The following is a 23,026-nucleotide window of genomic DNA, read 5'->3' as shown; positions in this document are numbered from 1 at the left end:
AGCGCACCTGCTCGGTGCGCCCGTCAGGGGCCACGGCCCGGTGCCCCTGCTCAGCCCGTCCTCAGCCTCCGCACCCCGGGTGCACCTGCTCGGCGTGTTCCAAGGAGCCGCGCCCCGGGTACACCTGCTCAGCGTGCCTTCAGGCGCCGCGCCCCTGGCGCCCCCGTTCACCGTGCCGTCAGGATCCGCAGCCCGTCTGCGTGATCGCCACCCTGTCCTCCGTGTGGGCCGCGCGGGAGTCGTCGTCGCCGCTCGAGCGGTGGCCAGGGGCCCTTGGAGCGGGGAGGCGGGGGGCGTCCGTCTCCGTCGTGGCGCCCCCTGCGGGCCTTCTCAGTGCGTCCCAAGGGTCGGTGCCGCCGCGCCCCCGTTCACCGTGCCGTCAGGATCCGCGGTCCCGTCTGCGTGATGGCCACCGTGTGCTCCGTGTGGGCCGCGCGGGAGCCGTCGTTCGTGCGCAGGGTCCAGCCGTCGGGGGCCGCGTGGTAGCCGTCGCGGCCGCTCGCGATGACCATCGGCTCGATGGCCAGGACCATGCCGTGCCGCAGTGGCAGGCCCCGCCCAGGGCGGCCCTCGTTCGGCACCGACGGATCCTCGTGCATCTTGCGGCCGATGCCGTGCCCGCCGAAGCCGTCCGGGATGCCGTACCCGGCCGACCGGCACACCGAGCCGATCGCATGGGCGATGTCGCCGATGCGGTTGCCGACCACGGCCGCCTCGACGGCCGCAGCCAGGGCCCGCTCCGCCGTCTCGATCAGGCGTACGTCGGCCGGACGCGCCCTGCCGACGGTGAAGCTGATCGCCGAGTCGCCCGCCCAGCCGCCCAGTTCGGCACCGCAGTCGATGGACACCAGGTCGCCGTCGCGCAGCCGGTACCCGGTCGGGATGCCGTGCACGATCGCGTCGTTCACCGAGGCGCAGATGACGGCGGGGAAGGGGACGGGCGCGAAGGAGGGGCGGTAGCCGAGGAAAGGCGACGACGCCCCGGCCCCGCGCAGCACCTCGCGTGCCAGCTCGTCCAGCTCCAGTAGGGACACCCCCACGTCGGCGGCCTTGTGCACGGCCGTCAGGGCCTGCCCGACGACCTGCCCGGCCTCGTACATCGCATCGATCGACTTGTCCGTCTTCAACTCCACCATGCCAATTACTATACCGGTATTTGAATGGGGTGGGGTGCGGTATTAGAATAGGTGTCATGGTGCGCACCCCTCTCACCCCGGAAGAGCGCGAACGCGGCGAGCGGCTCGGCCGGCTGCTGCGCGAGGCCCGTGGCGGCCGCAGCATGGCGGAGGTCGCGGCGAGCGCCGGCATCTCCGCCGAGACGCTGCGCAAGATCGAGACCGGCCGGGCGCCGACCCCGGCGTTCTTCACGGTGGCCGCGCTGGCGGACACCCTCGGTCTGTCGATGGACGAGCTGGTCGGGCGCTGCGCGCCGGTCGTAGAGGCCGCCGCCTGACGATCACGCACGTCACGTTCCGGCAGTTGGGGCGTACTCTGCGTTCAATTCGAAAACTTCCCGTAGCGCGCCCGTAACACGGTTGGTGTTGCCTAACGGACCGGAGTGTTCCGGTCTGGCGGGAGTTGAGATGTCAGTGGATCAACTCCCGGCTCGGATGCGGGAGTTCGTGAACTACCTGGACGGCCTCATGGCGCGCCTGGATCAAGGCGGCGGCTGGTGCGGGGTGTTCTGGCAGCGCGATCCGGAGGGCATGCGGGCCTGCCTCGACGGCCGGGAAGTCCCGCCCTGGGACGTGGTGGAGTCCCTGCTGCACGACCTCGCCGCCCAGTACGGCACCGGAGGCGCCGCCCCCGAGACGGAACGCGCCCGCGCCCTGCACACCGCCGCCCTCGCCGCGTACGACGCCCGTCCCGGCGGGCGCGACGCCCTCGGGGACCGCCTCGACGTGATGCTCCGCGAACAGCGCTACGCCGCCGAACGGCAGGCGGAACTGGGACGGTTGCTCGCCTCCGCCACCACCCGGGAGCAGGCCGACACCATCCGCCTCGACCTCGCCTGGGCCCGCGACGACCACGAACGCGCGACCGCACGGTGCGCCGAACTCCGGGGGCGGATGGCCGACTTGGAGTGGCGGGCGGCGGGCGCACGGGGACCGGAGATACGGCGGGAGCGGGCGGGGGAGGGAGCCGTCTTCCGCGCCGATGAGCGGGGCGAGAGGGGCGAGAGGGGTGAGAGGGGCGAGCGAGACGGGCCCGGTGGTGACCGGTTCCGGGGCGGTCGGGACGGCGACGAGGGGCGTGGAGGCGGCGGCTCGGTCGGCGACGAGGGTGAGTGGCACTCTCGTGCGGGGGTGACGGAAAGCCCTGGCCCCGGGGGGCGGCCCGCGGGCCACAACGCCGCGGATCCGACGGGCCACGCCGCTCCCGTGGAGTCCACCGCGGCGTCCAACCGGCCGCAAGCGCGGCGCACCCCCGCCCCCGCAGCGCCCGAGAACCCCGCCCCGGCCCCGTCGAGCACCCCCGAACCCACCCCCAAGCAGCGCAAACGCCGCCGGGGCAGCGCCCGCTTCGCCGGGATCGCCGAGGAGGAGGCCGCCCCCGTCGTCGTACCACCGACCGACCAGCCCACCCTCCCCGCCCAGACCGCCGTCACCAGCCGCCGCACCCCGCGCGGAGCCCGGTTCGCCGGGGCCGGCGCCGAGGAGGCCGCCGTGCCGCCCGCGGAGCCGCAGGCCCAGGCGCTGGACCCGGCGGACCTACGGGAGGTCGCCGGGACGGTGGAGACGCTGGTGCGGCTGCGGGGCGAGGGGCGCAGCGGTGAGGCGCATGTGCTGCTCGTCGAGGCCGCGCACTGGCCCGCCGTACGCCTGCCGCTGCTGGCCGCGGAGATGCGGCGCGCCGGGCTCGGGGCGGACTGGGCGACCCTGCTGTGGGAGGCCGCCTCGCTGCCCGCCGAGCGGCTGGTCGCCGCCGCCGACGCGCTGACCGTGGCGGGGCGGGCCGAGGACGGGGAGCAGATCCTGCGCCAGGGCGTGCTGCGGCCCGCGCCCGAGATCGGGCAGGCCGTGCTGGGGCTGGTCGGTAAGGGGCGCCGACGTGAGGTCCGCGCGCTGCTCGACGCGTACGTCCGCATGCGCACCCCGGAGGAGGCCGCCCGCAGCGTCGCACCCGACCCGAAGACCCTCGTACCGCTCCTGCTGGAGGCCGCCCAAGGCGTCTCCGACGAGCGCCAGTGGGATCTCGTCCACGCTCTCCGGGTCGCCGGCGTCACGGCCTGACCCGTCCGGCGCCGCGCCGTCACAGCCCTCCCACCGGCCCCATCCATCACCCACAGGAGGGTGAAACCTGATCGACTCGGCGGGTTAACGGCGACAGTCTTGGCAAGGCTGTCCCAGGGGCTTACTTTCGAGCCTCTACGGCCCCCCTCTACGGGCGTAGAGGCTCTGACGTCCCGTCGAAGGAGCAGCTCATGGCCAACGTCGTACGCGCCGCTCTGGTCCAGGCCACCTGGACCGGCGACACCGAGTCCATGGTGGCGAAACACGAGGAGCACGCACGCGAGGCGGCCCGGCAGGGCGCCAGGATCATCGGCTTCCAGGAAGTCTTCAACGCTCCCTACTTCTGCCAGGTCCAGGAGCCCGAGCACTACGGCTGGGCCGAGCCGGTTCCCGACGGGCCCACCGTGCGCCGTATGCGGGAGCTGGCCCGCGAGACCGGCATGGTCGTCGTCGTGCCCGTCTTCGAGGTCGAGAGCTCCGGCTTCTACTACAACACCGCCGCCGTGATCGACTCCGACGGAACCTTCCTCGGCAAGTACCGCAAGCACCACATCCCGCAGGTCAAGGGGTTCTGGGAGAAGTACTACTTCAAGCCCGGCAATGTGGGGTGGCCGGTCTTCGACACCGCCGTCGGGAAGGTGGGGGTCTATATCTGCTACGACCGCCACTTTCCGGAGGGATGGCGGCAACTCGGGCTCAACGGCGCCCAGTTGGTCTACAACCCGTCCGCCACCTCGCGCGGCCTGTCGGCCTACCTCTGGCAGCTCGAGCAGCCCGCGGCGGCCGTCGCCAACGAGTACTTCATCGCCGCCATCAACCGGGTGGGCCAGGAGCCGTACGGCGACAACGACTTCTACGGGACGAGCTATTTCGTCGATCCACGTGGGCAGGTTGTCGGGGAGATCGCCAGCGACAAGAGCGAGGAACTCGTCGTGCGCGACCTCGACTTCGACCTGATCGACGAAGTGCGGCAGCAGTGGGCCTTCTACCGCGACCGCCGCCCCGACGCCTACGAAGGACTGGTGCAGCCGTGACCAAGGACCTGCTGGGACGCCACCGAGCCGTCATGCCCGACTGGCTCGCCCTGTACTACGAGGAGCCGCTGGAGATCACCCACGGCGAGGGCCGCCACGTGTGGGACACCGAGGGACGGCGCTACCTCGACTTCTTCGGCGGCATCCTCACCACGATGACCGCGCACGCGCTGCCCGAGGTCACCAAGGCGGTGAGCGAGCAGGCCGGGCGGATCATCCACTCCTCGACCCTGTACCTCAACCGGCCCATGGTCGAACTCGCCGAGCGCATCGCCCAGTTGAGCGGCATCCCGGACGCCCGCGTCTTCTTCACCACCTCCGGCACCGAGGCCAACGACACCGCCCTGCTGCTCGCGACGGCCCACCGGCAGAGCAACTCGGTCCTGGCGATGCGCAACAGCTACCACGGCCGCTCCTTCAGCGCGGTCGGCATCACCGGCAACCGCGGCTGGTCGCCGACCTCGCTGTCCCCGCTGCAGACGCTGTACGTCCACGGCGGGGTCCGCACCCGTGGTCCGTACGCCTCCCTGAGCGACGAGGACTTCATCGCGGCCTGCGTCGACGATCTGAGGGACCTGCTCGGCCACACCCGCCCGCCCGCCGCCCTGATCGCCGAGCCCATCCAGGGCGTCGGCGGCTTCACCTCGGGCCCGGACGGGCTGTACGCCGCCTTCCGCGAGGTGCTCGCCGAGCACGGCATCCTGTGGATCGCCGACGAGGTGCAGACCGGCTGGGGCCGCACCGGCGACCACTTCTGGGGCTGGCAGGCGCATGCGCGGTCCGGCCCGCCGGACATGCTGACCTTCGCCAAGGGCATCGGCAACGGCATGTCCATCGGCGGGGTCGTCGCCCGCGCCGAGATCATGAACTGCCTGGACGCCAACAGCATCTCCACCTTCGGCGGCACCCAGATCACCATGGCGGCCGGCCTCGCCAACCTCTCCTACCTGCTGGAACACGACCTCCAGGGCAACGCCCGGCGGGTCGGCGGACTGCTTCTGGAACGGCTGCGGGCCGTCGCCGCGCAGGTGCCGCACGTACGGGAGGTGCGCGGCCGGGGCCTGATGCTGGGCCTCGAGCTGACCAGGCCCGGCACGGACGAGGCCGACCCCGCCGCCGCGTCCGCGGTGCTGGAGGCGGCCCGCGACGGCGGACTGCTCATCGGCAAGGGCGGCGGGCACAACACCACGTCCCTGCGGATCGCCCCGCCCCTGTCCCTCACCGTCGCGGAGGCCGAGGAGGGCGCCGCGATCCTCGAGACCGCCCTGCGGAGCCTCTAGCAGGACCCATCTGAGCCGCGCATGCAGCACATGTAAGGGAACGCCGCCATGACCACCATCCCGGAACCCCTGGAGCCCGCTCTGTCGGTCCGGCAGGTCCTCACCCTGGAGCGGGTGCTGGCCGGGGAGCCCGAGGTGGTGGCCGGCGCCGGTCAGCTCGACCGGCCGGTGCGCTGGGTGCATGTCGCCGAGGCGCCGGACGTCGGGGTGATGCTCACCGGCGGCGAGATGGTGCTCACCACCGGCGTGCTGCTCGCCGGGGACGAGGACAAGCAGGCCGAGTACATCCGCTCCCTGCACCGGGCCGAGGCGGCGGCCGTCGTCCTCGGTCTCGGCCGGGCGTTCCCGGCCCCGCCGGACGTGATGCGCCGGGCCGCCGAGCGGTGCGGGCTGCCCATGGTCGTCCTGCACCGGCCCTTCCCCTTCGCCGAACTGACCGAGGAGGTCCAGTCCCGGCTCGTGCGGCGGAAGTTCGCCGCCGTCAGCCTCTCCGAATCCGTACGGACCACGCTCACCGCGCTCATCACCGCCGGTGCCCCGCTGCAGAGCCTGCTCGACGAGGTCGCCTCGCACAGCGCCTGCCCCGTCGTCGTCACCAACCTCGCCCACCGGGTCCTCGCCACGGCGGGGGAGCGGCCGGCGGTGGACGACGTGCTGCGCGACTGGGAGCGCATCGCCCGGCAGGCAGGCGGCCGCGAGGGCGACGGCTGGATCCGGGCCGAACTGGGCGGACGCGGGGAGCGGTGGGGGCAGATCGTGCTGTGCGGGCACCGCGGCGACACCGCCACCGGGCGACTGCTCGCCGACCGGGCCGCCGAGGCCCTCGTCCTGCACCGCATGCTCGGCGGCAACTCCGCGCACACCTGGGAGGAGCAGTCCGCGCAGAGCCTGCTGACCGACCTCGTCAGCGGGGTCGTACCGGCGCGCCAGCTGCTGCCGCGCGCGCGTGCCGCCGGGCTGCCCGTCAACAGGCGCACCTTCGTGCCGTTGGTGGTGCGGGACGGTGACGCGCCCCAACTGGAGCGTGTGCTGCGCATGCTGGGGCTGTCCGGGATCGTGGCCGAACTCGCCGACGGGGCCACCGCCGTGCTGCTCAGCCTCGCCCGGGACCAGGACGCCGCCGTGCTCGCCGCGAACTTCGCCGCCCGGGTGCGTACGGAGTCGGGGGCCGCCCAGGCCGTCGTGGCCGCCGCGGACGCCCGTACCGCCTGGGACGACGTGCCCGCAGGGCTGCGCGAGGCCCAGCACGTCGCCGACGCCGTCGCCGACTCCACGGCCGCCCTCGACCTGCCGGCCGTCGTACGCCTGAAGGACGTTCATCTGCGCGGCCTGATCCGGCTGTTGCGCGACGACCCGTATGTGCAGTCCTTCGCGGAGCGAGAGCTGGACGGGCTGCTGTGCACGGCCGACGACGACATGCTGTCCGTGCTGCGGACCTATCTCGCCACCGGCCGGAACAAGTCCCGCACCGCCCAGCTCCACCATGTCTCGCGGCCCGCGCTCTACCGCCGCCTGGAGGCGATACAGACGCGGCTCGGCGTCGACCTCGACGACTTCGAACAGGCCGCATCCGTGCACATCGCACTCCTCGCACACGACGCGCAACAGAGTTGAAACCTGCCACGACCTGGGAAAACGGCGGTGAAACATGGGACCACGACAGAGTGACACCGTGACACGCCGCACGCCCCCAGACGTGACACCGTGCAACTCAAACCGACGGACCGGACTTCCTAGCCTTCTCGCACACCGAGCGACCGGAGGTCCCGATGAGCCGAGTGATTCGTGCCGCCCTCTTCCAGACCGCGTGGACCGGCGACAAGGAATCCATGATCCAGGTACACGAGCAGGCGGCCCGCGACGCGGCCGCGCAGGGTGCTCAAGTGCTGTGCTTCCAGGAGCTGTTCTACGGACCGTACTTCTGCCAGGTGCAGGACAAGGCGTTCTACGAGTACGCCGAGCAGATCCCCGAGGGCCCGACCGTCCGGCGCTTCCAGGCGCTCGCGAAGGAGCTGGGCATCGTCCTCGTCCTGCCGATGTACGAGGAGGAGCAGCCGGGCGTCCTGTACAACACCGCCGCCGTGATCGACGCGGACGGCTCCTACCTCGGCAAGTACCGCAAGACCCACATCCCCCAAGTGCAGGGCTTCTGGGAGAAGTTCTACTTCCGCCCGGGGAACAGCGGCTGGCCCGTGTTCGAGACGGCCGTCGGGAAGATCGGCGTCTACATCTGCTACGACCGTCACTTCCCGGAGGGCTGGCGGGCGCTGGGCCTGGGCGGCGCGGAGATCGTGTTCAACCCCTCGGCCACCTCCCGCGGGCTCTCCCGCTATCTGTGGCAGCTGGAGCAGCCGGCCGCGGCCGTCGCCAACGAGTACTTCGTGGGCGCGATCAACCGGGTCGGGGTGGAGGACCTCGGCGACAACGACTTCTACGGCACCACCTACTTCGTGGACCCGGAGGCCCAGTTCGTCGGCGAGGTGGCGAGCGACAAGGAGACCGAACTCGTCGTCCGCGACCTGGACCTGGCCAAGCTCCGCGAGGTCCGCGACCGCTGGCAGTTCTACAGGGACCGGGCGCCGGGTGCGTACGGCCCGCTGACGGCGCCGTAACAGCACCGGCCGCATCAGCGCCCCGTAGCGGGCGCGGGGAACTGCGCGACCAGCCACAACCGAGCCGCACGTGACCACCGAGGGAGAGGACCCATGACCGGCCGAACAGTAATCCGCGGCGGCCTCGTCATCACCGCGTCCGACGAGATGCACGCCGACGTCCTGATCGAGGACGGCCGTATCGCCGCCCTCGCCGCCAGTAGCACCCCGGTCGCCGAGGCCTGGACGGCCGAGCGGACCATCGACGCCGGCGGCAAGTACGTCATCCCGGGCGGCGTCGACGCCCACACGCACATGGAGCTGCCGTTCGGCGGCACCTTCGCCTCCGACACCTTCGAGACCGGCACCCGGGCCGCAGCCTGGGGCGGTACGACCACGATCGTCGACTTCGCCGTACAGAGCCAGGGCCACTCACTGCGCGAGGGCCTCGACGGCTGGCACGCCAAGGCCGAGGGCAACTGCGCCATCGACTACGGCTTCCACATGATCGTCTCCGATGTGAACCAGGAGACGCTCAAGGAGATGGACCTGCTGGTGGAGGAAGGTGTCACCTCCTTCAAGCAGTTCATGGCCTACCCCGGCGTCTTCTACTCCGACGACGGCCAGATCCTGCGCGCCATGCAGCGCTCCGCCGAGAACGGCGGACTGATCATGATGCACGCCGAGAACGGCATCGCGATCGATGTCCTGGTCGAGCAGGCGCTGGCGAGGGGGGAGACCGACCCCCGTTACCACGGGGAGGTCCGCAAGGCCCTTCTCGAAGCCGAGGCCACCCACCGGGCCATCAAGCTCGCCCAGGTCGCGGGCGCCCCGCTCTACGTCGTGCACGTCTCGGCCATGGAGGCAGTGGCCGAGCTGGCACGGGCCCGCGACGAGGGGCTGAACGTCTTCGGCGAGACCTGCCCGCAGTATCTGTTCCTGTCCACCGACAATCTCGCCGAGCCGGACTTCGAGGGCGCGAAGTACGTGTGCTCGACGCCGCTGCGGCCGCGCGAGCACCAGGCCCAGCTCTGGAAGGGCCTGCGGACCAACGACCTCCAGGTCGTCTCCACCGACCACTGCCCGTTCTGCTTCGTCGGCCAGAAGGAGCTGGGGCGAGGGGACTTCTCGAAGATCCCCAACGGCCTTCCCGGCGTCGAGAACCGGATGGACCTGCTGCACCAGGCCGTCGTCGACGGCCACATCTCGCGCCGCCGCTGGATCGAGATCGCCTGCGCGACCCCGGCCCGGATGTTCGGCATGTACCCGAAGAAGGGCACCATCGCACCGGGTGCCGACGCCGACGTCGTGATCTACGACCCGCGCGCGGAGCAGGTCATGTCCGCCGACAGCCACCACATGAACGTCGACTACTCGGCGTACGAGGGCAAGCGCACCACCGGCCGGGTCGAGACGGTCCTCTCGCGCGGCGAACCCGTCATCACCGAGCGGGAGTACACCGGCCACGCCGGGCACGGCGTCTACACGCCCCGCTCCACCTGCCAGTACCTCAACTAGGAGCGGAGCACATGGACTTCGGACTCGTCCTGCAGACCGACCCGCCCGCCTCGCGGGTCGTCAGCCTGATGAAACGCGCCGAGCGCAGCGGGTTCACGTACGGCTGGACGTTCGACTCGGCCGTGCTGTGGCAGGAGCCGTTCGTCATCTACAGCCAGATCCTGGCCAACACCCAGAAGCTGACGGTCGGCCCGATGGTGACCAACCCGGGCACCCGCACCTGGGAGGTCACCGCCTCCACCTTCGCCACCCTCAACGACATGTTCGGCAACCGCACGGTCTGCGGCATCGGCCGCGGCGACTCGGCCATGCGCGTCGCCGGCCGCAAACCCAACACCCTGGCCCGCATCAGCGAGGCCATGAAGGTCATCCGGGCGCTGGGCAGCGGCGGGGAGGCCGATCTCGGCGGCGGGACCGTGGTGCGGTTCCCGTGGATCAAGGAGGGCGCCCGACTTCCGGTGTGGATGGCGGCGTACGGCCCGAAGGCGCTGAAGATGACCGGCGAGGAGGCCGACGGGTTCATCCTGCAGCTCGCCGACCTCTATCTCACCGAGTACATGGTCAAGGCCGTGAAGGACGCGGCGGTCGCCGCCGGCCGTGACCCCTCCGAGGTGAGGATCTGCGTCGCCGCGCCGGCGTACGTCACCGAGGACGACTCGCCCGCCGCGCTCGCCCACGCGCGCGAGCAGTGCCGGTGGTTCGGCGGGATGGTCGGCAACCATGTGGCCGACCTGGTGTCCAAGTACGGCGAGCACTCCGCCGCCGTCCCCGACGAACTCACGGACTACATCAAGGCCCGCGAGGGGTACGACTACTCCCACCACGGACGCGCCGACAACCCCGACACGGCGTTCGTGCCCGACGAGATCGTCGACCGGTTCTGCGTCATCGGCCCGGTCGAGAAGCACATCGAGAAGCTGCACGCGCTGCGCGAGCTGGGCGTCGACCAGTTCGCCGTCTACGACATGCACGACGCGCAGGAAGCCGTGATCGACGCGTACGGCCAGAAGGTCATCCCCGCGGTCAACGCCGCCTGACGCACACACCACCTCCGCACACCGCTCCACCCGACCCCCCACCTTGCTCCCCCTCCCGCCGTCCCGGGAGGGGCCCAAGGCCCCCGCACGGCCTTTCCCGTCCCGCATATCGATTGGCCTGCTCATGACCGACATAGCCCCCACGGGGTCGCCCAGCACCCTGAGTGCCCCCGACGGCCGGATCGAACTCGGCCCCGACGCCTTCCCCGCCGACAGTCCCTTCGCCAACGAGGACCTGCGCCCGGTACCGCTCGCCGAGCGGCGGTGGACGACGTACAACTTCGCCGCGCTGTGGATCGGCATGGCGGTCAACGTCCCGTCGTGGACGCTCGCCGCCGGTCTGGTCGCGCTCGGCATGGACTGGAAGCAGTCCGTGCTCACCATCGCCCTCGGCAACGTCATCGTGCTGCTGCCGATGCTGCTCACCGGGCACGCCGGACCGAAGTACGGCATCCCGTTCCCCGTGCTGGCCCGTGCCTCCTTCGGGGTGCGCGGCGCCAATCTGCCCGCGCTGCTGCGAGGGCTGGTGGCCTGTGCGTGGTTCGGCATCCAGACCTGGATCGGCGGGCAGTCCATCTACTTCCTCGCCGGGAAGGTGTTCGGCGCGGGCAGTTGGTGGAGCGACGCCGGCAAGGTGGGCGGCTATCCGTGGACGCAGTGGCTGTGCTTCCTGCTCTTCTTCGCCGTGGAGATCGTCATCATCCTGCGCGGCATGGACGCGGTGCGGAAGCTGGAGAACTGGGCGGCGCCGCTGATGCTGGCGGGCGCGGTGGCGCTGCTGGTGTGGATCGCGAACAAGGCGGGTGGCTTCGGGCCGCTGCTCGACCAGCCTTCGCAGCTCGGCTGGGGCGGCGACTTCTGGAAGGTCTTCTTCCCGGCGCTGATGGGCATGATCGGCTTCTGGTCGACGCTCTCCCTCAACATCCCCGACTTCACCCGCTTCGGTGCCGGGCAGAAGGCCCAGGTGTGGGGGCAGTCGCTCGGACTGCCCACCACCATGGCCGTGTTCGCGCTGCTGTCGGTGCTGGTCACCTCGGGCGCGCAGGCCGTGTACGGCGAGCCGATCTGGGACCCGAGCCAGCTCGCGGCCCGGATGGACAGCACGGTCGGCGTGCTCTTCGCGCTCTTCATCCTGCTGCTCGCCACGCTGTCCACGAACATCGCCGCCAACCTGGTCAGCCCGGCGTACGACCTGTCCAACCTGGCCCCGAAGCTCATCAGCTTCCGTACCGGCGCGCTCATCGCCTGCTTCGTCGGCGTGATCATCTTCCCGTGGAAGCTGATCGAGAACCCGGACATCTACATCTTCACCTGGCTGGGCACGGTCGGCGGCCTTCTCGGCACCGTGGCCGGCATCCTCATCGCCGACTACTGGCTGATCCGCCGCACCCACCTGGACCTGCCCGGCCTCTACACCGCGGGCGGGCGCTACTGGTACGGCTCCGGCTGGAACTGGCGAGCCCTGGTGGCCTTCGCGGTGGGCGCCGTCCTCGCGGTGGGCGGCTCGTACTCCAACGTCGACGCCGACGGCAACAAGGCCGGCCCCTTCCCGGCGGACGGAATCGTCCCGTTCCTCAAGCCGCTCGCCGACTACGGCTGGGCGGTGGGCCTGGGCGCGTCGCTGGTGCTGTACGTGGTGCTGATGGGCGGCCGCAAGGAGCGCGCCGAGGCTTGATGATCCATCCTTGGAGTCCTTGGAGTCCTTGGCGTCCTTGGCGTCCTTGGAGGACGGTCACTCCTTGCCCTCCTCCAAGGACGCCACCGCCTCCTTGGCCGCCTTGATCGCGCCCTTGTTGATCTCGTCCGTGCCGGGCGCCTTCTTCGACTCGAAGTCACTGCCGCTGTAGGTGATGGAGACCAGCGCGTTGGACGAGCGGACCATCACCACGCCCTCCCGGGTCTGCTGCTTGTCCTCGGTGGTGAGGTTCACGACGGAGTAGCCCGCGTCGCCGATACCGGGGACGTCGCCGCCGCCGCTCTTGGCCGCGACGCGCTCCTTGAAGGACTCCTGAGCGGCCTCGTCCGACGCCGTGATCTCGAAGGACACGTCCAGCCAGCGGTAGTCGTAGCCCTTGAGCGCGTTCCACGAGCAGGTGCGGCGCAGCTTCGAGTCCGTCGACGGGAGCTCCTTGCCGGCCGGCTTGGCGCCCGGCACGAGGTCCTTGATCGACTTCGCGGCGAGGCTGCCGCAGGGCGAGGGAGCGGCGGAGTACGTCTTCGACACGGCCGCCGTCGCGGGCGCCGAGGGCGAGTCGGCCTCGGTCTTCTGCGTCGCCGTCCGGTCCTCGGCGGCCGGCGTCGCGGCGGGGCCGGACGACAGCGCCCAGCCCGCCGCGGCGAGCACGACGACGGGCGACAGGCGCGCGGTGAGGGCGAGCGGCAGGGGAAGAGAACGCACGGCGCACTTTTCGTGGGGGACGGTGCGGAGGGGGTCCGCACAGCGGACGGGACGCCAGTGTCACACGACTCCCTGTGGGGCGGAAGTGCCAACTCGCTCCGTGCCGACGCCATTACGCAAGGGTCCCAATTACGCGGTGACCTGGGCGAGTTACGGGGTTTTACAGGGCCTCCTGGGTGATTTGGGAGGAGATAGCGCTTTCGATGCGGTCCACGGCGAGAAAGGCGCCGTATGCGATGAGGTGCACCAGACAGTGGTCGGTGTGCTCCGGCCGGCGCCAGGCCGCCACGTCCTCGTCCGTGATGCGGTACGGCGCCAGGGCGGCCAGCAGCGCCAGCCGCGCCCCGGGACGCTCCCGGCGATCCGGGAAGCCGTCCAGGGCGAGCGGCGGATGCGCGCCGTCCCAGTCCTGGAGAGCGGCCTCCAGGAGATGGTGGTCGTCGGCGTCCAGCAGGCCCGCGCCCCGCATGGCCGCCCTGAGCAGCGTCGCGTACGCGAGACCGACGGGTGTGCCGCCCGCCCACGCGGGGGCCTCCCCGGGGTCGATGTCGTCGAGCAGCGCGAGGGAGTGCCCGGGGCGGGCGGGGCGGCGCACGGTGCGGGCCAGCGCGCGGCCCGCGACGCTCCGTACGGCTCGGAAGCGCTGGGCGCCCGCCGGGAGCAGGTTCTCGGTCAGCAGGGCCGACGCGATCCGGTTGATGAAGTGGAAGGTGAGCGCGGTGCCGAGGTAGGCGGGGGCGTGCTCGCGCGGGGTGCATATGAGGCTGGCTTAGCTCGATCGTGTGATGATCGGCTCCGGGCTTGCAGTGCGTTGGGCCGTTCGGGTTAGCGTTGTCGTGCGATCTGGGACGCCGGGTGCGGTGCCAGCGTGCGGGGCCCCTGCTCCACCGGAGTGATGGTTCAGGGCCTCCCCGTCGCCTCTGGCCGCACCCACATGGCCAGGTCGCGCAGGGAACTGGCCTCCCGGGCTCGGACCACGCACGCGATGCGTGTCGCCGCCCCGGGGTCGAGTACGCCGGGGACCAGTGCGCTCAAGACCGTTCGGGGCGTGCGGCTGACGGGCTTGGCTCCTGCTCAGCCTTCAGGAACGGTTCGGTGTGACGGAAGGGTGTGGACCCCGGCAGCAGCACGGGCTGCCGGGCTGGACCAGTCGTCCTACCGCTGACGCCAGTTGGGTCCGCAGCGGCCGGGCGGGCCGGTGAGCCGCACTACTACGCCGGGAGTAGCGCGGGAGCCGTCCACAGGGCTGACGTCACTGTCAGTGGCGCGGTCTAGTGTGCGGGTATATGAGCGGGCATCGAATCACGCGCGAGCGGCTCGCCGACCTGGCCGTCGCGGTCGTGGTCGGCGCCATCACCGTGCTCGCCGCCGTGGCGGACGACCGCGCCGGGCTGCTCGACTGGGTGCTGATCCTCGCCGGTTCGCTGGCCCTGGCCGCGCACCGCACCGCCCCGCGCGTGGTGCTCGCGGTCACCACCGGCTGTCTGCTCGCCGACGTCTTTCACGCCGGACCCGCGAGCGCCCTGGCCATCCCCGTCGCCGGCGCCGTGCACACGGCCTCGCGGTCCGGGCACCGGGGCACGGCCGCGGTGGCGGCCGCCGTCTTCCTCGGCGGGTACGTGACGGCGGGCTCGGCGGCCTCGGACGTCGTACGCGAGACCCTGCTGCTCGCCGGATGGTTCCTGTGCGCGGTCGTGACCGGCCTCGCCGACCGCAACTGGCAGGCGTATCTGCGCCAGACCGAGCAGCGCGCGCTGGAGGCCGAACGCACCCGCGAGGAGGCGGCGCTGCGCCGGGCGGGCGAGGAACGTCTGCGTATCGCCAGGGAGCTGCACGACTCCCTCACTCACAGCATCTCGATCGTCAAGCTCCAGGCGGGCGTCGCCGTCCACCTCGCCCGCAAGCGCGGCGAGGAGGTGCCGCCCGCGCTGCTCGCCATCCAGGAGGCCAGCGGGGAGGCCATGCGCGAGCTGCGGGCCACGCTGGAGGTGCTGCGCACCGACGAGCCGACCGGCTCACCCGCGCTGCTCGTGGAGCGGGCGCGGGCGGCCGGGCTCGCGGTCGAGCTGACGGTGACGGGCGACGAGCGGCCACTGGCCGCCTCGGTCGACCGGGCCATGTACCGCATCGTCCAGGAGGCGCTCACCAACGCGGCACGGCACGCGGGCCCGGCGAAGGTGGGCGTGCGACTCGACTACGGCGACGGCGACTTGACGATACGCGTCGAGGACGACGGCACCGCCGACGCGGCCCGTCCGCCCACGCCCGGCATCGGCCTGACCGGCATGCGCGAGCGCGTCGCGGCCCTCGGGGGCACGCTGGACGCGGCCCCGCGTGAGGAGGGCGGATTCGCGGTGCGGGCACGGCTGCCGTTGCGGGAGGCGGGATGACGGACCAGGTGATCAGGGTGGCGCTCGTCGACGACCAGGCGCTGATGCGGGCGGGCTTCAGGGCCCTGCTGGAGGCCGAGGACTGCATCGAGGTGGTCGGCGAGGCGAGCGACGGCGAACGGGGCCTGGAGCTGATCCGCGCCCACGTCCCCGACATCGCGTTGATCGACGTGCAGATGCCGGTGATGACGGGCATCGAGGCCACCCGCCACATCGCCGCGGACCCGGCGCTGTCGGCGGTCCGCGTGGTGATCCTCACCAACTACGGCCACGACGAGTACGTCTTCGAGGCGCTGCGGGCCGGCGCGAGCGGCTTCCTGCTGAAGGACACCGAACCGGCCGACCTGCTCCAGGCCATCGAGGTGGTGGCCGGCGGGGAGGCCCTGCTGTCCCCGGCGGTGACCCGCACCCTCATCGGTGAGTTCGTCTCCCGCCCTCCGGACCGGGCCACGGCACCGGGCCTGGAGTGCCTGACCCGTCGCGAACGCGAGGTGACGGCGCTGGCGGCACGCGGCCTGACCAACGAGGAGATCGCCGAGCACATGGTGATCAGCCCGTTCACGGCGAAGACCCACATCAGCAGGGCGATGACCAAGCTGGGCGCCCGGGACCGGGCCCAACTCGTGGTGTTCGCCTATGAGTCGGGTCTGGTGGCGCCGCGCGGTTCCGACCCGTCGGTGTGCTGACCGCGCTCGCCCTCGAACGCCGCGAGGATCCGCTCGGCGGCCAGCGTCGCCGTCAACTCGCCGTCCCTGACCTGCTGTTCGAGCGTCGGCGCGACGACCCGTACGGCCGGGTCGGCGTGCAGTCGGCCCAGCAGCTCGTCGCGGACCATGGTCCAGGTCCAGTCGACCTGCTGCTCACGCCGCTTGGCGGCGAGCCGGCCGGTGGAGTCGAGCAGGGCCCGGTGCTGTTCGAGGCGGTCCCAGACGGTGTCCAGGCCGATCGACTCGCGCCCGCTGCAGTGCAGCACGGGCGGGGTCCAGGCGGCGTCCTTGCCGTGCATCAGGCGCAGGGCACCGGCCAGTTCCCGGGCGGCGGCGCGGGCGTCGCGCTCGTGCGGGCCATCCGCCTTGTTGACGGCGAGCACGTCGGCCAGCTCCAGCACGCCCTTCTTGATGCCCTGGAGCTGATCGCCCGTACGGGCCAGCGTCAGCAGCAGGAAGGAGTCGACCATGTTCGCGACCGCGGTCTCGGACTGCCCGACGCCGACCGTCTCCACCAGGATCACGTCGTAGCCGGCCGCCTCCATCACCACGATCGACTCCCGGGTGGCCTTGGCGACCCCGCCCAGCGTGCCCGCCGTGGGGGAGGGGCGGATGAAGGCCGCCGGATCGACCGCCAGGCGCTCCATCCGCGTCTTGTCGCCCAGGATCGACCCGCCCGTCCGGCTGGAGGACGGATCGACGGCCAGCACCGCCACCCGGTGGCCCAGCGCGGTGAGCATGGTGCCGAACGCGTCGATGAACGTCGACTTCCCGACCCCCGGCACCCCGCTGACCCCGATCCGGCGCGCCCTCCCGCTGTGCGGGAGCAGCTCGCTCAGCAACCGCTGTGCCAGCACCCGGTGTTGCGGCCGGGTGGACTCGACGAGGGTGATGGCGCGCGCGACGATCGCCCGCTTCCCGTCGAGCACCCCCTTCACATACGCGTCGAGATCGATCACAGCTCGTGCCCGAGGTCGGCCCCCAGCCGCCGTACGAGGTCGTACGCGGCGTCCGGGATCACCGTCCCGGGCGGGAACACGGCCGCCGCGCCCATCTCGAGGAGTGTGGACACGTCCTGCGGCGGGATCACCCCGCCGACCACGATCATGATGTCCTCGCGGCCCTCCTCGGCGAGCTGTTCCTTCAGCGCCGGTACGAGGGTGAGGTGACCGGCGGCCAGCGACGACACCCCGACGATGTGCACGTCCGCCTCGACGGCCTGACGGGCCACCTCGGCCGGGGTCTGGAACAGCGGGCCGACGTCCACGTCGAAGCCGAGGTCGGCGAACGCGGTCGCGATCACCTTCTGGCCACGGTCGTGGCCGTCCTGGCCCATCTTGGCCACCAGGATGCGCGGACGGCGCCCCTCGGCCTCCTCGAAGTCGGACACGAGGGTGCGGGTGCGGTCCACGGACGGCGACTCGCCGGCTTCGTTGCGGTACACCCCGGTGATGGTACGGATCTGGCTCGCGTGCCGCCCGTACACCTTCTCCAGGGCGTCGGAGATCTCGCCGACGGTGGCCTTGGCGCGGGCGGCGTGCACGGCCAGCTCCAGCAGGTTGCCCTCGCCGCCTGCGGCCCGGGTGAGCGCGTCGAGTGCGTCCTGGCAGGCCCGCTCGTCCCGCTCCGCCCGCAGCCGCCGCAGCTTCTCGATCTGCTGGGCGCGGACGGCGGAGTTGTCGACCTTGAGGACCTCGATCGCCTCGTCGCTGTCCACCCGGTACTTGTTGACGCCGATCACCGGCTGCCGCCCGGAGTCGATCCGGGCCTGGGTGCGGGCCGCGGCCTCCTCGACGCGCAGCTTGGGGATGCCGGCGTCGATGGCCTGCGCCATGCCGCCCGCCTGCTCGACCTCCTGGATGTGCTGCCAGGCCCGGCGGGCGAGGTCGTACGTCAGCTTCTCGACGTAGGCGCTGCCGCCCCACGGGTCGATGACCCGGGTGGTGCCCGACTCCTGCTGGATCAGCAGCTGGGTGTTGCGGGCGATGCGCGCGGAGAAGTCGGTGGGCAGCGCGAGCGCCTCGTCGAGGGCGTTGGTGTGCAGCGACTGGGTGTGGCCCTGGGTGGCCGCCATCGCCTCGACGCAGGTGCGCGTGACGTTGTTGAACACGTCCTGCGCGGTCAGCGACCAGCCCGAGGTCTGCGAATGGGTGCGCAGTGACAGCGACTTGGCGTTCTGCGGGTCGAACTGCTTGACCAGCTTCGCCCACAGCAGCCGCGCCGCCCGCATCTTGGCGATCTCCATGAAGAAGTTCATGCCGATCGCCCAGAAGAAGGAGAGCCGGGGCGCGAACGCGTCCACGTCCAGCCCCGCTTCACGGCCCGCCCGGATGTACTCCACGCCGTCCGCGAGCGTGTACGCCAGCTCCAGATCGGCCGTGGCACCGGCCTCCTGGATGTGGTAGCCGGAGATGGAGATGGAGTTGTAGCGCGGCATCCGCTGCGAGGTGAAGGCGAAGATGTCGGAGATGATCCGCATCGACGGCTTCGGCGGATAGATGTAGGTGTTGCGGACCATGAACTCCTTGAGGATGTCGTTCTGAATGGTCCCGGCCAGCTTCTCGGGCGCCACGCCCTGTTCCTCCGCCGCCACGATGTACAGCGCGAGCACCGGCAGCACGGCGCCGTTCATCGTCATCGACACCGTCATCCGGTCCAGCGGGATGCCGTCGAAGAGCTGCCGCATGTCGTAGATCGAGTCGATCGCGACGCCCGCCATGCCGACGTCACCCGTCACGCGCGGGTGGTCGCTGTCGTAACCCCGGTGCGTGGGCAGGTCGAAGGCGACCGACAGGCCCTTCTGGCCGGCCGCGAGGTTGCGCCGGTAGAAGGCGTTGGACTCCTCGGCGGTGGAGAAGCCCGCGTACTGGCGGATGGTCCAGGGCTGGTTGACGTACATCGTCGGGTACGGGCCGCGCAGATACGGCGCCATGCCCGGGTAGGTGCCGAGGAAGTCCAGGCCCTCCAGGTCACGGCCGGTGTACAGCGGCTTGACCGCGATGCCCTCCGGGGTCTCCCAGAAGGCCCCGTCGTTCCCGGCGGCCTTGCGCCACTCGTCGGCGCCGACGTCGGTCCTCGGCTCCCCGAGCTCGATCCCGGTGAAGTCGGGGATTCCCATCAGGACACTCCCAAGCGGTCGAGGGTGGCGGACAGCACGGCGACGGCGTCACAGCCCGCGAAGACGTATGAGTCGACGCCGGGATGGTTCCCGGGCCGCCCGGCGAGGAACACATGCGAGGCGCCGGCGGCCTTCAACTGCCCGGCCACCGCCTCCGCCTGCTCCTCGTACACCGCGTCACTGGAGCACAGGCACACCTCGGTGGCACCGCTCTCCTCGAAGCCGCCGTCGGTGACGGGCTCGATGCCGCCCGCCTGGAAGAGGTTCGAGGCGAAGGTGAGACGTGAGGTGTGGGCGGCGGCCGGGCCGAGGGCGGCCAGGAAGATCCGGGGCCGGGAGCCGGTCGCGGCCAGGTGGGCGTCGGAGCGGGCGCGCAGGGCCTCGTACGCCTCGTCGCGGCGGACGCGGGGGAGGCCGCCGGACGGGGCCTCGGGGGCGGGCTCGCGCTCCACGGGCTGCTCGGCGAGGTGCGGGAACTCGCTGACGCCGGTGACGGGTTCGCGGCGCTTGGCGAGCCTGCTGGCGCGCGCCTCCCAGGTGTCGGCGAGGTCCTGGCCGAGCTGACCGGAGCGCAGTGCGGCCGCCTGGCCGCCGGCCCGCTCGATCCGCTGGAAGAACTCCCAGCCCGCGTGGGCCAGTTCGTCCGTCAGCCGCTCCACGTACCAGGAGCCGCCCGCCGGGTCGATCACCCGGGCGAGGTGCGACTCCTCGATGAGGATCGTCGAGGTGTTGCGGGCGATGCGGCGCGCGAACGCGTCCGGCAGGCCGAGCGCGTGGTCGAACGGCAGCACGGTCACCGCGTCGGCGCCCCCGACCCCGGCGGCCAGCGTCGCGACCGTCGTGCGCAGCATGTTCACCCACGGGTCCCGGCGCGTCATCATCACCGGCGAGGTGACGGCGTGCTGCACCTGGGCACTCGGCGCCCCGCACACCTCGGTCGCCCGCGCCCACAGCCGGCGCGCGGCCCGCAGCTTGGCGACGGTCAGGAACTGGTCGGCGGTGGCGGCGTAGCGGAACTCCAGCTGCGCACAGGCCTGTTCGACCGTCAGGCCCGCCTCGGTCAGCTCGCGCAGATAGGCGACACCGGTCGCCAGCGAGGAGCCCAGCTCCTGGGCGGCCGAGCCACCGGCCTCGTGGTACGGCAGCGCGTCCACGGTCAGCGCTCGCAGCCCCGGGTACTCCTCGGCGCACAGCCGCGCCAGCGAGGCGGCGGGAGCGAACTCCGAGGACCTTCCGGTACGGGCCGCAAGGCCGAGCGGGTCGGCGCCGAGGTTGCCGCGCGCCGCCTCCTTGGCGACGCCGCGCTCCTCGTACAGCCGCAGCAGCTCGCGTGCGGCGGGCTCCACGTCGCCGCCGGCGTCGAGGACGACGGGGGCCAGGTCGAGGTAGACGCCGTCCAGGGCGCGGCCGAGGTCCCTCACCGGGATGCCGCCCTCGCCGAGGACCAGCCAGAGCGAGGTGCCGCCGTTCTCCAGGTCCGCGAGCACCACGCCGTCCGTGAGCGCCGTGTGCCGCTGCCGCACGTCCCAGCCGCCGACCGTGTTGCCCTCGGCGCGAGAGCCGCGGACGAACGGGGCGAACCCGGGCAGACCGGAGTCGGGCGCGGCGTCGCGCGCGGTGTACAGGGGGCGGGTGCGAAGCCCGTCCTCCAGGGCAGTGGACAGGGCGTCCTCGGCGGCCGTACCCGAGACGTCCTTGCCCGACTTGCGCAGCACACCTGCCACCAGGTGTTGCCACTGCTCATGGGTTGCGTCAGGGAACTCGGCGGCCAGCGAGAGCCCGTCGTCAGGCAGGACCGTCATGCTCGGATGCTAGGTCAGATCATCAAAGGAGCAGCAGTGGGCACGGCTGTGACCTTTCCCTCTTCCGCACTGTGACCTGGGTCTCCGGACCTTACTGTGGGGTCCTCGGCGGTGGATTTACTAGGACGTCCAACTATATAACGGTGCCGAGAAGATCGTCCGTGACCTGCGGGTCCATCAGATCCTGGAAGCAGAACCCGGAAGGGGCAACGAGATCATGAGCGCCGCCGAAGAGCCGGTCCTGCTGCACACCACCGGCCGGGCGGGCCGCATCACCCTCAACCGGCCGAGGGCCCTGAACGCCCTCACCCACGCGATGGTCCGCCGCATCGACGAGGCCCTCACCGCCTGGGAGCACGACCCGGCCGTCGAGACCGTCGTGATCACCGGCGCGGGCGACCGCGGTCTGTGCGCCGGCGGTGACATCCGCGCCATCCACGACGACGCGCGCGACGGCGACGGCACCGCCTCGGCCGCGTTCTGGCGCGACGAGTACCGCCTCAACGCCCGGATCGCCCGCTACCCCAAGCCGTATGTCGCCCTCATGGACGGCATCGTGATGGGCGGCGGCGTCGGCGTCTCCGCGCACGGCGCCTTCCGCGTCGTCACCGAGCGGTCCCGGATCGCCATGCCCGAGACCGGCATCGGCTTCGTCCCGGACGTCGGCGGCACCCGTCTGCTCGGCCTCGCCCCGGGCGAACTGGGCACCCATCTCGCCCTCACCGGTGCGCGGATCGGGGCCCGGGACGCCATGCTGTGCGGGCTCGCCGACCACTATGTGCCGTCCGCCGCGCTCGGCGACCTGGCCGACGACCTCGCCGAGTCGCCCGTACGGGACGCGCTCGCCCGGCATGCGCAGCAGACCCCGCCCCCGGGCGAACTGGCCGAGTGGCGCGACTGGATCGACGCCTGCTACGCCGCCGACACCGTCGAGGACATCGTCGACCGGCTGTTCGCCGCCGGCGACCCGGCCGCCAAGGAGGCCGCCGAGACCCTGCTCGCCAAGTCGCCGACCGCGCTCAAGGTCACCCTGGCCGCGGTGCGCCGCGCCCGCCGGCTCGGATCGCTGGAGCGGGTCCTCGACCAGGAGTTCCGCGTCTCCTGCGCGGCCCTGACCCGCCCCGACCTGGTGGAGGGCGTCCGCGCCCAGATCATCGACAAGGACCGCACCCCGCGCTGGTCCCCGGCCACCCTCCCCGAGGTCACCGAGACCGACGTGGAGCGCTTCTTCGCACGGCTCGACGGGCGCGAACTCGGACTCGCGGCCGACGGCGGCCTCGGGGGTGGGGCGTAGGGCCCGGTTGTGGGGTGGGGCATCGGCGGTTGGGTGTGGGCCTCGGTGGTGGGGCGTGGGCCCCGGGTGGGGCGTGGGCCCCGGTGGCCGACAGCGGCCTCGGTGGTGGGGTGTAGGGCCTGATGGTTGGGTGTGGGCCCTGGTGGTGAGGTGTGGGCCTCGGCGGTGGGGCGTGGGCCTCGGTGTGGTGTGGGCCTCGGTGGCCGACAGCGGCCCCGGTGGTGGGGTGTAGGGCCCGGTGGTTGGGCGTGGGCCTCGGTGGTGGGGTGTAGGGCCCGGTGGTGGGGCGTGGGCCCCGGCGGTGGGGTGTAGGGCCCGGTGGTGGGGCGTGGGCCCCGGTGGTGGGGTGTAGGGCCCGGTGGTTGGGTGTAGGCCCCCGGCGGTAGGGCGGGGGCCCCGGCGGTGGTCACTCGAACCGGCCGCACCGTTCAGCGGAGGAGCCGAGTAGCCGGACACCCCCCGGCCCCGCTGTATCACCGCCGTATCACCCTCAGGGGCGGTGACGCCGTCGCGCTGACGCCCGATCAGTACCGGCGGCTGATCGTCGCCCCGGACGACGGCGGCGGTGCGGTGGCGCGCGGACACCGGCACGGCCCGTCCGCGCTGTGCGGTCGCGGTACCGCT

Annotated in this window: 17 protein-coding genes and 1 pseudogene; 12 read left to right on the top strand and 6 right to left on the bottom strand. The window is 71.9% G+C overall.

From position 1 onward, the window contains the following. Positions 1-368 precede the first annotated feature (368 nt). Positions 369-1,136 carry a type I methionyl aminopeptidase gene (gene map / locus IM697_RS31175; RefSeq protein WP_194039426.1) on the bottom strand — a complete coding sequence of 256 codons (768 nt, stop codon included), beginning with the start codon at positions 1,134-1,136 and terminating at the stop codon, positions 369-371. Between the two features lie 56 nt (positions 1,137-1,192). Here map and IM697_RS31170 point away from each other — a divergent pair, with 56 nt between their 5' ends. From IM697_RS31170 to IM697_RS31130, 9 genes are all read left to right on the top strand, one after another. After that, positions 1,193-1,453, top strand: a complete 261-nt coding sequence (locus IM697_RS31170) for a helix-turn-helix domain-containing protein (protein WP_194039425.1) — start codon at positions 1,193-1,195, stop codon at positions 1,451-1,453. 130 nt (positions 1,454-1,583) lie between these two features. Continuing rightward, complete coding sequence (locus IM697_RS31165) at positions 1,584-3,233, top strand: hypothetical protein (protein ID WP_194039424.1); 1,650 nt, start codon at positions 1,584-1,586, stop codon at positions 3,231-3,233. A 191-nt stretch (positions 3,234-3,424) separates the two neighbouring features. Then, on the top strand, positions 3,425-4,267 hold the full coding sequence (locus IM697_RS31160; RefSeq protein WP_194039423.1) for a nitrilase-related carbon-nitrogen hydrolase: 843 nt from the start codon (positions 3,425-3,427) through the stop codon (positions 4,265-4,267). Beyond that, positions 4,264-5,547 (top strand): aspartate aminotransferase family protein, encoded by a 1,284-nt coding sequence (locus tag IM697_RS31155; protein WP_194039422.1) that lies wholly within the window; start codon positions 4,264-4,266, stop codon positions 5,545-5,547. The genes IM697_RS31160 and IM697_RS31155 overlap by 4 nt, the downstream gene beginning before the upstream one ends. A gap of 48 nt (positions 5,548-5,595) precedes the next feature. Next, entirely contained in the window at positions 5,596-7,161 is a 1,566-nt protein-coding gene (locus tag IM697_RS31150) for a PucR family transcriptional regulator (protein WP_194039421.1), read from the top strand. 155 nt (positions 7,162-7,316) lie between these two features. Then, entirely contained in the window at positions 7,317-8,159 is an 843-nt protein-coding gene (locus tag IM697_RS31145; RefSeq protein ID WP_194039420.1) for a nitrilase-related carbon-nitrogen hydrolase, read from the top strand. 93 nt (positions 8,160-8,252) lie between these two features. Further along, on the top strand, positions 8,253-9,656 hold the full coding sequence (hydA, locus tag IM697_RS31140; protein WP_194039419.1) for a dihydropyrimidinase: 1,404 nt from the start codon (positions 8,253-8,255) through the stop codon (positions 9,654-9,656). A gap of 11 nt (positions 9,657-9,667) precedes the next feature. After that, a complete protein-coding gene (locus IM697_RS31135; RefSeq protein ID WP_194039418.1) occupies positions 9,668-10,693 on the top strand; it encodes a TIGR03842 family LLM class F420-dependent oxidoreductase in 1,026 nt (341 codons plus the stop codon). Positions 10,694-10,817: 124 nt separating this feature from the next. Then, on the top strand, positions 10,818-12,368 hold the full coding sequence (locus IM697_RS31130) for an NCS1 family nucleobase:cation symporter-1 (RefSeq protein WP_194039417.1): 1,551 nt from the start codon (positions 10,818-10,820) through the stop codon (positions 12,366-12,368). A 57-nt stretch (positions 12,369-12,425) separates the two neighbouring features. Here the strand turns inward: IM697_RS31130 and IM697_RS31125 are convergent, their stop codons facing one another. Both IM697_RS31125 and IM697_RS31120 read right to left on the bottom strand, forming a co-directional pair. Further along, positions 12,426-13,091 (bottom strand): hypothetical protein, encoded by a 666-nt coding sequence (locus IM697_RS31125; protein ID WP_194039416.1) that lies wholly within the window; start codon positions 13,089-13,091, stop codon positions 12,426-12,428. Between the two features lie 160 nt (positions 13,092-13,251). Next, positions 13,252-13,842: pseudogene (locus IM697_RS31120) on the bottom strand (carboxymuconolactone decarboxylase family protein); the annotation flags it as partial. A 535-nt stretch (positions 13,843-14,377) separates the two neighbouring features. Here IM697_RS31120 and IM697_RS31115 point away from each other — a divergent pair. Then, positions 14,378-15,481, top strand: coding sequence for a sensor histidine kinase (locus IM697_RS31115; protein ID WP_194039415.1), 1,104 nt, complete (start codon positions 14,378-14,380; stop codon positions 15,479-15,481). Further along, positions 15,478-16,167, top strand: a complete 690-nt coding sequence (locus IM697_RS31110; RefSeq protein ID WP_194039414.1) for a response regulator — start codon at positions 15,478-15,480, stop codon at positions 16,165-16,167. The genes IM697_RS31115 and IM697_RS31110 overlap by 4 nt, the downstream gene beginning before the upstream one ends. Here IM697_RS31110 and meaB read toward each other — a convergent pair. The 3 genes from meaB to IM697_RS31095 are packed head-to-tail and all read right to left on the bottom strand — an operon-like array spanning position 16,116 to position 21,108. After that, positions 16,116-17,147 (bottom strand): methylmalonyl Co-A mutase-associated GTPase MeaB, encoded by a 1,032-nt coding sequence (gene meaB, locus IM697_RS31105; RefSeq protein ID WP_194039413.1) that lies wholly within the window; start codon positions 17,145-17,147, stop codon positions 16,116-16,118. The two genes, IM697_RS31110 and meaB, sit on opposite strands and share 52 nt — an antisense overlap. Continuing rightward, the gene (scpA, locus tag IM697_RS31100; RefSeq protein ID WP_194039412.1) at positions 17,144-19,306 is read right to left on the bottom strand and encodes a methylmalonyl-CoA mutase; all 2,163 of its coding nucleotides are present in this window, start codon (positions 19,304-19,306) and stop codon (positions 17,144-17,146) included. The genes meaB and scpA overlap by 4 nt, the downstream gene beginning before the upstream one ends. After that, positions 19,306-21,108 (bottom strand): methylmalonyl-CoA mutase family protein, encoded by a 1,803-nt coding sequence (locus IM697_RS31095; protein ID WP_194039411.1) that lies wholly within the window; start codon positions 21,106-21,108, stop codon positions 19,306-19,308. The genes scpA and IM697_RS31095 overlap by 1 nt, the downstream gene beginning before the upstream one ends. Positions 21,109-21,325: 217 nt before the next feature. Between IM697_RS31095 and IM697_RS31090 the strand changes: the two genes are divergently transcribed. Further along, positions 21,326-22,402 (top strand): enoyl-CoA hydratase/isomerase family protein, encoded by a 1,077-nt coding sequence (locus IM697_RS31090; protein ID WP_194039410.1) that lies wholly within the window; start codon positions 21,326-21,328, stop codon positions 22,400-22,402. Positions 22,403-23,026 lie beyond the last annotated feature (624 nt).

Source organism: Streptomyces ferrugineus (genome assembly GCF_015160855.1).
GTDB lineage: Bacteria > Actinomycetota > Actinomycetes > Streptomycetales > Streptomycetaceae > Streptomyces > Streptomyces ferrugineus.
The sequence above is the reverse complement of the archived record's forward strand: the minus strand, read 5'-3'. Positions and strand labels throughout refer to the sequence as shown.